This window comes from Rhodococcus cerastii (assembly GCF_033042195.1).
GTDB lineage: Bacteria > Actinomycetota > Actinomycetes > Mycobacteriales > Mycobacteriaceae > Rhodococcoides.
In genome coordinates this window covers 119789-132959 of record NZ_JAWLKF010000001.1, presented here as the reverse complement: position 1 = coordinate 132959, position 13171 = coordinate 119789, and the positions used below count along the sequence as shown (strand labels likewise).

Below are 13171 nucleotides of genomic sequence, written 5' to 3'. Positions count from 1 at the left end.
TCACCCCTGCGCCGACTGCGGCACTTCCCCTGTCTGCACCAACGCGCGGTATTCGACCGGACTGCATCCGAAGCGTGATCGAAAGGTCTTGGCCAGATGGGCGGAATCCGAGAATCCCCAGGCTGCCGCTATCGTTCCGATCGATCGATTGTCCCGAGAATCGGCAAGCTCACGCCGACACGCTTCGACGCGATGCTCACGGACCACGGCACCGAACGTGGTTCCCGTCCTCTCGAAGAGGGCATGGAGCGTGCGTACAGATACCCCGACATGGCGGGCCGCATCGGTGGCGGGAACTCGGCCGAATGCAAGCCTGGAGTCGATGTACCGAACGACGGAGACCCGAAGTGCTTCGTCGGTCTCCAACGAGCATCCGGTGCGCCGTTGTGTCCCTCCCAGTACGGCACGCAGCAGATCGACATGGGCCGCTCCGATCATCTGCCGCTCGGCGGTCTGCAGCGAGGAATCGGTCCGCCAGGTCTCCACCATCAACGAGCTGAGCAGCCGAGCAGAACCCGACGAGCTTGCGAAACGCCGCGCAGTCGTCGCTGCCGACGGGCCGACCACATCTGCCAGCAGAGGGCGCGGCAGTCGGAAGGACAGCACTCGCCACAGTTCGTCGTTGCCGGGCTCGACGAACTCCAGCCGGTACGGGCGAGTCGAGTCGACGATGGCGAACTCACCTCGGGAGACCGTGCACTGCCGCCCGTCCTGAGTGGTCGTACAGTGCCCGTCCAGTTGCAGATTGACGAAGACGACATCCTCGTCCGCGCGGGCTACCTCGCGTTTTCCGTGATCGATTCACTGTGTGCAGGAAGCGATCTCCGCTGCGTTGCCACCTCCGATCGCCGCGGAGCGCACCCATCCGGGGAGTCCTGAACGTGACGAACTGTGTTCGACGTGGTCCCGGGATCGCCACGGTGCCAGCGGCGTGAATGCCTGGCAGAGAACATCGGCCCAATAGCTCATCTGATCGGCCGGGCCGAGTCCCCGGGTTGTCCAATACGACGTCATGATGCACTCCGCGCTAGGTTCGAGTGCACACACGGTAAGCCCTGGGCGTAAGCCATCCGAGGCATTTGCGTTACGAAATGTGTGCACTCTTCTCACACCGGCGGGCTAGGCGCGGAGAGCTTCCCCGCACCTTCGGATGTTTGGGCGTGGCTCAGATCAACCCCTGCTTACTCGCCGCGTACACGGCCTCGGCTCGCCGAGACACTGCGAGCTTGCGCATGATGTTGCTGACGTGAAATTTCACTGTCGTCGCCGAGATGAACAGTCGGGTCCCGATCATGTTGTTGGACAGGCCCGTCGCGAGCAGCCGGAGTACTTCGAGTTCGCGCTCGGTCAGCCGCTCGATGCTGCTCGGGGTGCCGTTGAGTGATCGCACGACAGCCGAGGCACTGCGCGAATCGAAGGCACTCTCGCCTCGCGAGACAGCACGTATCGCCCGCACCAGTTCGGTGGTATCGACGTCCTTGACGACGTATCCGCGCGCACCGGCGTGCACCGCCTCCACCACGAGTCGGTCGTCGAGGAAAGTTGTGAGCACCAGTAATCCGATTCCGTTGTGCGCCTTGGCCAATTGTGCGCACAAGGCAAGGCCCTCGTAATCCGAACTGGCCGAGAGCTTGAGATCCATCAGCACGATATCGGGCTCGACCCGCGCGACGACGGCCAATCCCTCCTCCCGCGTCGACGCCTCCCCCACGATCGTCAGATCCGACTCGCGCTCGAGCACCGAACGCAGCCCGTCGCGCAGAATTGCATGATCGTCGACCAGGACGATGCGGACAGTAGGTGCCGCCACCTGCCCCATGCCCGTGCGAACCGTCGGAACGCTCACTGTGTTTCGCCCTTCTCGGATCTTTCCTGGAAGGGAATGCGCACTGCCACACGCACACCCCCGGTTCGGGCGCGGCGAATCTCGAAGACCCCGCCGTGTTCACGGGTGCGGGCCGCCATGTTCGCCAATCCGCGGTGACGGCCGTCGACATCGGTGGACTCGGCCAGGTGCAGCATCATTCGCAGGTGGGCCGGATCGCCGTCGCCGTCGTCGGCGATCGACAACTGCACCTGATCGAGCGAATAGGTCAACCGAAGAATCGCCCGCGACGCGTGCGCGTGCACCGCTGTGTTGAACAATGCTTCGCCGGCGATACGGAGCAATGCATGCTCACACTCGCTGCTCAGCTCGACGGGGGTTCCCTCCACACGCAACGAGACCTGCAACTCGTCGGGCATGTGGACCACGGAAAGCTGTTCGAGCATTTCGGGAAGCGACGTTCGATCCGCGTCCTGCGGATGATTGAGCGCGTAGATCGCCGACCGCAGTTGTTCCACAGCTCGACGCGTCAGATCCTTCGCAAGATCCAATCTGTCGCTGCGTTCTTCGGCCGAGATCTCGCTGCGACACACTTCGATCTGCATACCAGCGGACAACACGGCCTGAGTGACGCTGTCGTGCAATTCGCGAGCGATGCGGTGGCGTTCGTCGTCGAGGACCTGATGCCGGTGCGCGGCACCCAATTGCCGCTGTGTCAGCAACAGTTCGGCATTGCGGGCTGCGAGATCGGCCGCTGTGCGGTTCGCCTGGGCGTAGGCACTCTCGGTTCGCTCGAGCAATTGCCGTCGACTCTGGAAGAGCGCCGAATTCTGCAGCGCCACCGCCGTTTGACTGGCCAGAATGCTCAACACCGCCGCGTCGGTGGCGTCCAGCACCCGCTGCTCTCCGGTCCACGCCGCAAAAGCACCCACGACGCCTCCGTCGAACGCGATCGGCACGAAGGCGTGATGAGCGGAGATCACCGGTGTCTGCCCGTCGCCGCACGTCGACTGTCGAATCGACTCGAGGCAGTCGACGACGTCGTCCGGCAACGGTGGCCCCTCGACGTTGTCGACCAGAAACGGCGTGGCGTCCGGTCCGAGCACGAGTCGACGAGGACCGGCATCCGGCAGAGCGCCATCGGCAAGAGCAAAGACCACCCAGCGTGCGCTCAGATGGGCACGAGCTGCTTCCGCGACCGCGCACACCAGCGTCTCGGGCCCGTCGACCGTCCGAACCAGTGCCCGTGAAATCAACTCCAGCGCATAGACGACGCGCTCCAAACGTTCGGCCGCGCCGCGATATTGGGGGTAGAACGTGTTCTTGCCCGAACGCAGTCCCGTCAGCAGCGACAGGTCGGGTCCGGACGTCACAGCGCACTCCTGAACAGATCGACCATCTCGCGGTGCGTGGCGGAGCGAGGATTGGTGGACATGCAGGCATCATGTAAAGCGTTGGTGGCCAACACATCCAGATCGGACTCGCGGACACCGATCTGTGCCAGACCGGTGGGAACGCCGACCTGACGTGCAAGGCGATCGACACGCTCCGCCACAGCCATTGCGGCTTCCTCCGGCCTGGCTCTGCCTTCCGGCAATCCGAGGCTCGTCGCGATGGCAACGTAGGGCAACGGATCCTCCGCGGCGTTGAAACGAATGACATGCGGCAGCAGCACTCCGTTGATCACCCCGTGCGGGAGGTCGAGGAGTCCTCCCACCTGATGGCTCATGGCATGGGTGGCACCGAGAATCGCATTCGTGAACGCCAGACCGGCTTCCAGACTTGCCTGCGCCATCGAACCACGCGCGGCCATATCGGTGGGCTCGTCGATGGTGCGCGCCAACTGCGACATCACCATGGTGATGGCCCGAAGTGCATGGTGGTCGGTGAGCTGGTTGTGACCCAGCGAGACGAATGCCTCGATTCCGTGCGTCAGAGCGTCCAAACCGGTTGCCGCGTTGAGCCATTCGGGCATCGTTGTGAGCAACATCGGATCGATCACGGTGATATCGGGAACGAATGCCCGGCCGAGGATGGTGATCTTGGTCGAGCGCGCCGTGTCGGTGACGATGCAGAACTGCGAGACGTCGGCCCCGGTGCCCGATGTCGTGGGCACCATCACCAGCGGGGGAATCGGCCGAGTGGCCTGATCGACGCCCTCGTAGTCGAGGATTCTGCCGCCGTTGCCCGCGAGGATGGCGATCCCCTTGGCCGCATCCATGACCGACCCACCGCCGATCGCCACCAGCACGTCGCAACCGTTCTCTGCGTAGTAGCCGTGCCCGGCCTCGATTTCGACGTCCTTGGGATTGGGCGTGAGCGCGCTCCAGACCTGGGGGTCGAGGCCCTGGGCAACGAGTAGGTCGACCAGCTGCCCGGCCCAGCCGCTCTCGATCAACCCCGAGTCCGTGACGAGCATCGGCCGGACCCCACCGAGACGACATGTCGCGTGCGCGACCTCGCCCAGCGAATCCGGACCGAACACGATCTCGGGTGCGTGGAATTTGAGAACTCGTGGCGTCTCGGCTCGGCTGCGCTGCGCATCGAGGTCGTGCAGCGCCTTGCCGACGTCCGCCGTAGCTGCCTGGTCCACCGTTCACACCCTCGCTGTCCATCGATCCCAGAACTCTCGGACCTGTGATTCAGGTTACAACCTTACGAGCACGGCTGGTCCGATCCCACCAGCACCGGGCCAGGTTCCTACCTGCCCGATCGGGTAGGTAGGCGGCACGATCGGTCAGGTCAGGACAGCGCATGGCCCAGTTCGGCCGCCTGCGAGGTCAACTGTTCGCCATCCCGCGCGACAACGACCCGGTCGCAAATTCGCTCGTAGTCCTCCATCGAGCACGCTGCCTGCGACCAGTAACGACGAGCTTCGGGGGTGATCCACGCGATGCGGTGCACCTTCGACCGGATCTCGTCCAGGGCCTCCAGGCCAGCCGGGCGTCCGTTGCACCGGCCGTCACCGACGATGATGACCGCGGTGCGCTTGTCCAGGACTTCTGGGTGTGACTGCAACAGATCGGTGAAGGTTCTGCCGTAATCGCTGCTCGCTTCGAGGTCCAGCCGCGCGTCCGCGAGCACCGCGGCCAGTGCACCGTCGCCGGTACTGCCGAGCAAGGTGGTCGTCACATCGACCGGTGCGTCGACGAACCCCATCACCGTGCATCGGTGTGCGCGCGCATGCATGGCTTGCGCAAGCCTCAGGGTGAACGCGGTGATGGGCCTGACCGACAACGACACATCCGCCAGTACCAGCAACCGAACCTTACCCGGCACAGGGGTTTTCGTCACCAGACGGAACGGGATGCCGTCGGTACGCAGACTGGACCGGACGGTGCGCCGCATGTCGAGCGGTCCGCGTGAATGCTCCCGTGGTCGTGGGCGAGGAGTGCCCCGCATGTGTTTGAGCACTTCGTGACTCGCGCGCTCGATCTCGGCATGCCGGCCGATCGCCTGCGCCGCGCCGTCGACCGGCACCGGTGACGACATCGTCCCCGTCACATCCCCCAGCGCCGCGACGAAAGCCTCGACGGCATCGGTGATGCGGTCGAGCATCGCAGCGCTCAGTGGACCGGAATCACCCCCGTCACCGTAGACGCTACTCGGATCGTAAGCATCGAACCACGCCAGGATGCTCGCCGGATCCTCCCAGTTCAGCTGTCCCGCAACAGCTCCGCTGGTGCTCGACGCCAACTCCCCGGCCGCCGTCGACCCGGACCGCTCCAGGTCGACGGTGTAGGTGACACCCCGTCGACCCATGTCGCCGTCGGTGTCGATCGACAGATCGTGGTCCTCGGACGAGAGACTGATGTCGTCGTCGTCCTTGTGCGGGTTGAAGCCCTTGTCCGCTTCCGGGGCGTCGAGCAGATCACCGATTTCGACCGCACGCTCGTTGTATTCGGCGTATTTGGCCGCTTCCTGGTCTGCGCCGACGTCCAGGTCCGTCGGCAATCCGCCTGCTACCTGCGCTCCCAGTGGCGAACGATGCTCGTCCGTGGCGCTCTCGACGAGTGCCCTGAACATCGACTCGAAGGCCAGATCGAAACCGTGCTGTTCGTGGTCGTACTTGGCGCACGTCGCACGCAAGGCCGCGCGCAACACCGCCAGGTCACGTGCCCCGAGAAGTCCGAGGACGCGTCGTACCTCGATGACCTCTGCCGGCGACGCAGCTACTCCGAAGTGCCTGAGCGTGCGCCCGAACACCGCAGCCAGCACATCGAGCACCACCGATGCCGAGAACGTTTGTGCCACGGTCATCGTCGTATTCCGATGCCACCCTTGTCGCGTCCACCGTGCCCTCTGAAGGCCGACGCGGTCGTGTTGACGACCGTTCCGAGTGATGTTGCTGCAGAGGGTGTTTCTGCGACCGGTCCGGCCAGCGCGATCTTCATGTCCGACGAGTACTTCACCAGGGCCGCGAGCAGGTACTTGCGGGTGTCTTCGGTGTGACCGAGGACCGAGGCGATACGAGCCGCATCGATCACTTCCGAGATCGACGGGCTCTTGCGGAGCGGTAGCTCACGCAATTCCGTTGCCAGCTCCACGATCTCGGACACGATGTGCGCGGGCACCTCGGGGGCACGAGCAGTGACGATCTCGCGCTCACGCGCCGCGGTCGGATAATCGAGATGGAAATGCAGACAGCGACGTTTGAGGGCCGACGACAGCTCACGAGTGTCGTTGGAGGTCAGTATCACCCACGGATCACTGCGCGCGGTGAACGTACCGACCTCGGGGATCGTCACCTGCTTCTCGGCAAGCACCTCGAGCAGCAGTGCCTCCATCGATTCCTCGGTGCGATCGACCTCGTCGACCAGGAGCACCACCGGCTCCTCGGAGAGCACCGATTCCAACAGGGGCCGCACGGCGAGAAAAGGCTCGGAGTAGAGGCCGAAGTCTCTGGCGGCGAGCATCTTCGAGGCGTCGTCGATGTCGGTGACGTGCTGGGTGAGTGCGCCGATGTGCTCGCGGAGCATCTGCACGTGCAGAAGTTGCTTGGCGTAGTCCCACTCGTAGAGGGCCCGATTGTCGTCGAGACCCTCGTAGCACTGCAGGCGTACCAGCTTGCGTCCGCTCGCCGCGGCCAGGGACTTGGCCAGCTCGGTCTTGCCCACGCCCGCGGGGCCTTCGAGCAGCAGTGGGCGATCGAGTGCTGTCGCCAGATGCACCACGGTGGCGAGATCGTCGTCCGCGATGTAGTCCTGCTCTCCGAGCGCGCGCTGCAGATCGGCGGCGTCGGTGAATCGAACGGTGCCGGTGTCGTCGCTACGCACTGTCGACAGCGAGGTCATGTGCTTCCTTTCAGGCGGCGCAGTGGTGCGGTTGTGCGCCGCCCGGGGCACACAACCGCACCACTGCGAAGCATCAGTAAGACTCGTTGATCGCGTGCGAGACGACGGGGAGCATCGACTGGACGGTCACCTCACGGGGGTTGCCCGGGGTGCACCAGTCTTCCTGGATGTGCTCGGAGATCTTCAGAACCGACTTCTCGTCGCCCTTGATCACGTCGCCCTTGCCGGCGTACTTGCCGGTGTTCATCCGGTTCTTGTCGTACGTCGCCGAACGGATCGATCCGAAGTTGTCCGGAATTCCGACGTCCTTGGCGAGCCTGATGGCCGCCTCGACTGCCGCGTCGGCAGCCTGAACGGTGGTCATGTTCTTCGTGTCCACGCCCATGGCCACGGCGATCTCGGCGTAGCGCTCGTAACGCGAGGGCAGGTTGTACTCCCACACGCGCGGTAGAGCGATGGCGTTGTTGAGGCCGTGCGCGCTGTCGTAGAAAGCGCTGATCGCGTGCGAGATCGAGTGGATGACGCCGAGTCCACCGGAGTTGAAGGCCTGTGTGGCGATGTACTGGGCGTTCATCATGCCCTCGCGAGCCTTCAGGTTGCCCGGGTCGTACACAGCTTCACGAAGATGCTTGGAGACCAGCCCGATCGAGTAGATCGCGTTTCCCAGCGACGGCGCAAAGTCCAGCCGCGACACGTACGGCTCAGCACCGTGGGCGAGGACGTCGAAGCCGCAGAACGCCGTCCACTGCTGGGGGCAGGTGTAGTAGAGCAGCGGGTCGTCCAGTGCCAGCGTCGGTGTCGACGCCTCGTCGAAGGCGAGCCACTTGTGCGGCTTCTCCATGTCCGAGGTGTCGGTGATGACGTAGGCCCAGGATGTCTCCGAACCCGTTCCGGCAGTGGTCGATACGGCGATGTGCGGCGGGTTCTGCTTGTTGGTGGACTTGGAGAATCCCTCGAACTCGTTGATGTTGCGGCCGTCGTGGGCGACGACGACGCGGATGCCCTTGGCCGCATCGTGGCTCGAGCCACCACCGACGGAGATGACGCTGTCGCACTTCTCCTTCTGGTACAGCGCGGCACCGTCCATGACGTTGTAGTCCTTGGGGTTGGACTCGACCTTGTCGTAGAGGACCACCTCGACGCCCTGGTACTCGATCTTGCCGATCAGTTCCTCGATGATGCCCGATCCGCGCAGACCGGTCGTGACCAGCAGCGAGCGCTTGAATCCGAGTTCCTTGGCCTCGACACCGATCATGTCGTGGGCGCCGACTCCCAGCTTGGCGCGCGGCAGCGGGTGAAACTCCTTGATGGGGAATTCCCAGATCTGATTGAGCTCGATGACCATCGGTGTCTCCTCGGTGAGTGTGAGTACAAGACGCCTTCCTCTGTGATCGGCGTCTCACTGATGACCACACTCCCCTGCCCGGTACCGCGTGGGAACACCTCGAGGCGGGAACCCTGCCAACGACTCGACCGAACTACCCGATCGGGTAGGAGTACTCGCTCACCCTCGGCAGAGGAGAACTCACAAGCTTTGGTGCACTATCGATCTCGCCGCTGCGCCAGAGAGAATCCGAGAACCGAGATCAGCGCCAGCGTGATGACGAACCCTCCGTACACTTGCACCGTCGTGCTCAGGCCGAGGCGATGCACGGCCAGCCCGGCGACCACGGCGGGCAGGCTGAACGCGAGGTAGCTGATGACGAACGTCGTGGCGAACACCCCACCTCGCTCCGCTGCGGGGACCAGCGCGCCGAGCGTGCGCATCGAACCGAGGAACGTTGCTCCCCAGCCCGATCCGGCGATGACAGCCCCGACGAAGTACAGCACGATCGACTCGATCTGCACCGACACCAGGGAGAGCGCGACACCCGCCGCCAACACCGTCGCCCCGATCATCATCACGGTGCGGGGAAACCCGTTGCGTACCAGTGCAGCTGCCACCGCGCCCGAGGCGAACATCGCGAAAATCTCCAACCCGCCCACTATGTGGTTGTCCACGCCGAACACCGTGCCGATGATGGACGGCCCGAGCGAGAGGTGAAACCCGCCGAGCGACCAGGTCGCGAACAGAGCGGGAGCGATGAGCAGGAACGGTGCCCGCACCGACGTGGGGATCGACATCCTCGGCAGCAGGGTCGAGGCGAGGTGACGGCGGGAATCGAAGCCACGCAGTGCCGAGGTCTCGGGGACGAACAGCAATGCCACCGCGAGGATCAGTGCCGCGCCGATCAGCAGTGCGAACACCAAGATGTCGGGCGCAGGTGCCAATTGGACCAGCAATCCGGCCCCGAGCGCGCCGCTTGCCAGACCGAGAGAGGGCGCGACACTGTTGAGCAACGGTCCGGTGGACGCGTCGGGCTGCAGGTCGATGACGGCTGCGCTCAGCGCACCGGTGGCCGCACCCGCGGCAGTTCCCTGCACGACGCGAGCCGCGAGGAGTACCGGGACGCTGTCGGCGACGATGAACAGCATCAAGCTGACCGCAAGGAGAATCAGTGAGGCGATCAGAATGGGTTTGCGCCCGATGTGGTCCGACAGACTGCCTACGGTGAGCAACGTTGACAGCAACGCGACCGCATAGACGGCAAAGATGACCGTGAGGGTGAGAGCGCTGAATCCCCAGGCCTGTTGGTACACCGGGTACAGCGGTGACGGTGCCGACGCGGACGCCATCAGAACCAGAAAGGCGACGCCGACGACCCAGAACGCGTACCGATGCGGCATGCGCACCGCCGTCCGTTCCACTGGAGTCCGAGTGCCCACGCCGACCATGTGTTTCCCTTCACCGCAGTAACCGTTAGCTCAGTGAAAGACAACGCTCGGGAGCGCCCCGCATTCCCCGACGGTCAGTGTTGCTCGGCTCGTGCGTCGCCCCGCAGCAGTTTTCCTTCGCGGTACCGCTGCGCGCTCGCGGGCAAGTCGCCCTCGATTCCGCTCAACCACACCGAGACACGGCCGGTGCCCGAGCCGCTCGAACCGACTTCGTCGACGCGTCGCACCGTCTGGTTGGCCACCGCCTCGGCGCTGTCGAACATCGTGACGTCGCCCGGCAGCTGCGAAACGATCCGGTCCAACACCAGTGGGTAGTGCGTGCAACCCAGCACGATCGATTCGACGTCCGTGGGTGTCGCGGCCACGGCCGCGGTGATGGCGGCACCGATCCCCCGCTCGTCACCACGGTCGATCGAATCCGCCAGTCCGTGGCACGCCACACTCGTCACCGTTCGGTGCGAGGCGAACTGCTCGATCAAACGCCCCTGATAGGCGCTCGCGGTCGTGGCCGCCGTCGCCCAGATCGCTATCCGATCACTCACCGCTGCAGCGGGTTTGATCGCCGGAACGGTACCCACCACCGGAATCGTGTCACCGAGCGCGGCCCGAACGTGACTCAGCGCCGTCACACTGGCGGTGTTGCAGGGAAGCACGACCACCTCGGCACCGAGTTCGACTGCATGCTGGGCGGTGCCGACCACTCGATCGACGACCCACCCATCGGGTTTGGGTCCCCACGGAGCGTTGTCGGGGTCCATCATCAGCACCAGATCGAGCTCGGGGCGCGCTTGTCGCAGCCGCGCAGCCGTCGGGAGCATCCCGAGGCCCGAGTCGATCAGTGCGACGATCATGCCAGCGCTTGCTCGACGTCACCGACCAGATCGGCGCCGTCCTCGATACCGACCGACAGACGCACCAGATCGTCGGGCACCTCGAGCAACGAACCGGCCGTCGAGGCGTGGGTCATCGCACCGGGATGCTCGATCAACGATTCGACGCCGCCCAGAGACTCGGCGAGCGTGAAGATCTCGGTCTTCGCGCAGAAGTCCAGCGCAGCCTGCTTGCCACCGGCCAGACGAACGGAGACCATCCCGCCGAACCGTCGCATCTGCTTCGCGGCGACAGCATGAGACGGGTGAGATTCGAGTCCGGGGTAGATGACCTGCGAGATGGCCGGATGCCCGTCGAGGAATTCGACGATCTTCTCGGCATTGTCGCTGTGTCGCTCCATCCGCAGCGCAAGAGTCTTGATGCCGCGCAAGGTCAGGAACGCGTCGAACGGTCCGGGAACGCCACCCGCGCCGTTCTGCAGGAACGCGAAGGCCGTGTCCAGTTCCTCGCTGTCGGTCACCAATGCGCCGCCGACGACATCGGAGTGTCCGCCGATGTACTTGGTGGTCGAGTGCAGCACCACGTCGGCACCGAGACTCAGGGGCTGCTGCAGGTACGGGGACGCGAAGGTGTTGTCGACGACCAGCTTGGCCCCGCCCTCGTGTGCGACGCCCGAGAGGGCCTCGATGTCACCGACGTTGAGCAACGGGTTGGTAGGTGTCTCGACCCAGACGAGCTTGGTGTTCGGACGCATCGCTGCGCGGACCTCGTCGACGTCCGACACTGCAGCCACCGAGTACTCGATGCCCCACTGGGTGAAGACCTTGTCGATCAACCGGTACGTGCCGCCGTAGGCGTCGTTGGGGATGACGAGGTGATCACCGGGGCGAAGCGCCGAGCGGAGCAGGCAGTCCGTGGCTGCCATGCCCGAGGAGAACGCGCGCCCGTAGGTGCCGGACTCGATCGCCGCGAGATTGGCTTCGAGCGGCCGACGCGTCGGGTTGCCGGTGCGCGCGTACTCGAAACCGCTGCGCATGCCGCCGACGCCGTCCTGAGCGAAGGTGGAGCTGGCGTAGATCGGCACGTTCACCGCGCCGGTCAGCGGATCGGGCTCGTACCCGGCATGGACCGCCTTGGTGGAAAAGCCCTGCCAGGAGGTGTTGTCTGCCTTGCTGCGCTGCTCACTCATGCCCTCCACCCTAATCGGCCTGCGTCGCCCGGCGGGGGCGTGGGTAACCTGCGAAGACAACCCCCAGCGGAAAGAGGCACCGTGGCCAACTCCCAGAGCGTCGACGAACTGTTCGCGATCGATTCACTCCTCGACGACGAGGAGCGCCAGATCCGGGACACCGTCCGCAAGTTCGGCAACGAGCGCATCCGTCCGCACATCGCCGACTGGTTCGACGAGGGCACGGTGCCGGCGCGTGAACTGGCCAAGGAGCTGGGCTCGCTCGGGTTGCTGGGCATGCATCTCGAGGGATACGGCTGCGCCGGAACCTCGGCGACGGCGTACGGCCTGGCCTGCCTCGAGCTCGAGGCGATCGACTCGGGCATCCGATCGTTGGTCTCGGTGCAGGGCTCGTTGGCGATGTTCGCCATCTGGAAGTACGGCTCCGAGGAGCAGAAGCAGCAGTGGCTTCCGGGCATGGCCGAGGGATCGCTGATCGGCTGCTTCGGGCTCACCGAGGCCGACTTCGGATCGAACCCAGGCGGGATGCTCACCCGGGCCAAGCGCGACGGTGACGACTGGATCCTCAACGGCAGCAAGATGTGGATCACCAACGGTCCCGTCGCCGACGTCGCCGTCGTGTGGGCGCAGACCGAGGACAAGATTCGCGGATTCGTCGTGCCGACCGACACACCGGGATTCACCGCCAACACGGTCAAGAAGAAGCTGTCGCTGCGTGCGTCGATCACCGGTGAGTTGGTCTTCGACGACGTTCGACTGCCTGCCGACGCGATGCTGCCCGAGGCCCGCGGTCTGAGCGGACCGTTGAGCTGCCTCAACGAGGCCCGCTTCGGCATCGTCTTCGGCGCTATGGGTGCGGCGCGGGACTGCATCGAATCTGCCATCGAGTACTCGCAGACTCGCGCGGTGTTCGACAAGCCACTCGCCGGATACCAGCTCACCCAGGCCAAGCTCGCCAACATGGCACTCGAACTCGGCAAGGGGCAACTGCTCGCACTGCACCTGGGCCGACTTAAAGACAAGGGCGAACTGCCGGGCGAGCGGGTGTCACTCGGCAAGCTCAACAACGTGCGCGAAGCGATCAAGATTGCTCGTGAATGCCGAACGATATTGGGAGCCAACGGAATCACGCTGGAATACCCGGTGCTCCGACATGCCAACAACCTCGAATCCGTCCTCACCTACGAGGGCACATCCGAGGTCCACCAACTCGTGATCGGCCAGGCACTGACCGGAACCAGCGCAGTGCGGTAGAGC

General features: G+C 64.7%; 11 protein-coding genes. 1 reads left to right on the top strand and 10 read right to left on the bottom strand.

Features of this window, described 5'->3' with window-relative positions; all coding sequences use genetic code 11:
- The 10 genes from R3P93_RS00635 to R3P93_RS00590 all read right to left on the bottom strand — a co-directional run bounded on the left by R3P93_RS00635 (position 1) and on the right by R3P93_RS00590 (position 11914).
- Entirely contained in the window at positions 1–801 is an 801-nt protein-coding gene (locus tag R3P93_RS00635; protein WP_269594453.1) for a helix-turn-helix domain-containing protein, read from the bottom strand.
- 364 nt (positions 802–1165) lie between these two features.
- Positions 1166–1819 carry a MadR family response regulator transcription factor gene (locus R3P93_RS00630; RefSeq protein ID WP_032405004.1) on the bottom strand — a complete coding sequence of 218 codons (654 nt, stop codon included), beginning with the start codon at positions 1817–1819 and terminating at the stop codon, positions 1166–1168.
- Positions 1820–1842: 23 nt separating this feature from the next.
- Complete coding sequence (locus R3P93_RS00625) at positions 1843–3198, bottom strand: MadS family sensor histidine kinase (protein ID WP_068051604.1); 1356 nt, start codon at positions 3196–3198, stop codon at positions 1843–1845.
- On the bottom strand, positions 3195–4382 hold the full coding sequence (locus R3P93_RS00620) for an iron-containing alcohol dehydrogenase (RefSeq protein ID WP_317532465.1): 1188 nt from the start codon (positions 4380–4382) through the stop codon (positions 3195–3197). Before R3P93_RS00620 ends, R3P93_RS00625 begins: the two co-directional genes overlap by 4 nt.
- A gap of 185 nt (positions 4383–4567) precedes the next feature.
- Positions 4568–6085 (bottom strand): MadC family VWA domain-containing protein, encoded by a 1518-nt coding sequence (gene madC / locus R3P93_RS00615; protein WP_269594343.1) that lies wholly within the window; start codon positions 6083–6085, stop codon positions 4568–4570.
- A complete protein-coding gene (locus R3P93_RS00610; RefSeq protein ID WP_121870487.1) occupies positions 6082–7119 on the bottom strand; it encodes a MadB family AAA-type ATPase in 1038 nt (345 codons plus the stop codon). Before R3P93_RS00610 ends, madC begins: the two co-directional genes overlap by 4 nt.
- Before the next feature lie 73 nt (positions 7120–7192).
- On the bottom strand, positions 7193–8464 hold the full coding sequence (gene mdo / locus R3P93_RS00605) for an NDMA-dependent methanol dehydrogenase (RefSeq protein WP_269594342.1): 1272 nt from the start codon (positions 8462–8464) through the stop codon (positions 7193–7195).
- A gap of 197 nt (positions 8465–8661) precedes the next feature.
- Complete coding sequence (locus R3P93_RS00600) at positions 8662–9846, bottom strand: MFS transporter (protein ID WP_317532193.1); 1185 nt, start codon at positions 9844–9846, stop codon at positions 8662–8664.
- A 122-nt stretch (positions 9847–9968) separates the two neighbouring features.
- On the bottom strand, positions 9969–10745 hold the full coding sequence (locus R3P93_RS00595; protein ID WP_317532192.1) for a glutamate racemase: 777 nt from the start codon (positions 10743–10745) through the stop codon (positions 9969–9971).
- On the bottom strand, positions 10742–11914 hold the full coding sequence (locus tag R3P93_RS00590) for a cystathionine gamma-synthase (RefSeq protein ID WP_032376589.1): 1173 nt from the start codon (positions 11912–11914) through the stop codon (positions 10742–10744). Before R3P93_RS00590 ends, R3P93_RS00595 begins: the two co-directional genes overlap by 4 nt.
- An 81-nt stretch (positions 11915–11995) precedes the next feature.
- Here R3P93_RS00590 and R3P93_RS00585 point away from each other — a divergent pair, with 81 nt between their 5' ends.
- A complete protein-coding gene (locus R3P93_RS00585; protein WP_094611864.1) occupies positions 11996–13168 on the top strand; it encodes an acyl-CoA dehydrogenase family protein in 1173 nt (390 codons plus the stop codon).
- The last annotated feature ends 3 nt before the right edge of the window (positions 13169–13171 follow it).

What these genes read in the sequence shown, in the direction of transcription:
- R3P93_RS00630 (WP_032405004.1), bottom strand. Translation starts at nt 1,819, where the DNA reads ATGGGGCAGGTGGCGGCACCTACTGTCCGCATCGTCCTGGTCGACGAT.
- madC (WP_269594343.1), bottom strand. Translation starts at nt 6,085, where the DNA reads ATGACCGTGGCACAAACGTTCTCGGCATCGGTGGTGCTCGATGTGCTG.
- R3P93_RS00610 (WP_121870487.1), bottom strand. Translation starts at nt 7,119, where the DNA reads ATGACCTCGCTGTCGACAGTGCGTAGCGACGACACCGGCACCGTTCGA.
- mdo (WP_269594342.1), bottom strand. Translation starts at nt 8,464, where the DNA reads ATGGTCATCGAGCTCAATCAGATCTGGGAATTCCCCATCAAGGAGTTT.
- R3P93_RS00600 (WP_317532193.1), bottom strand. Translation starts at nt 9,846, where the DNA reads ATGCCGCATCGGTACGCGTTCTGGGTCGTCGGCGTCGCCTTTCTGGTT.
- R3P93_RS00595 (WP_317532192.1), bottom strand. Translation starts at nt 10,745, where the DNA reads ATGATCGTCGCACTGATCGACTCGGGCCTCGGGATGCTCCCGACGGCT.
- R3P93_RS00590 (WP_032376589.1), bottom strand. Translation starts at nt 11,914, where the DNA reads ATGAGTGAGCAGCGCAGCAAGGCAGACAACACCTCCTGGCAGGGCTTT.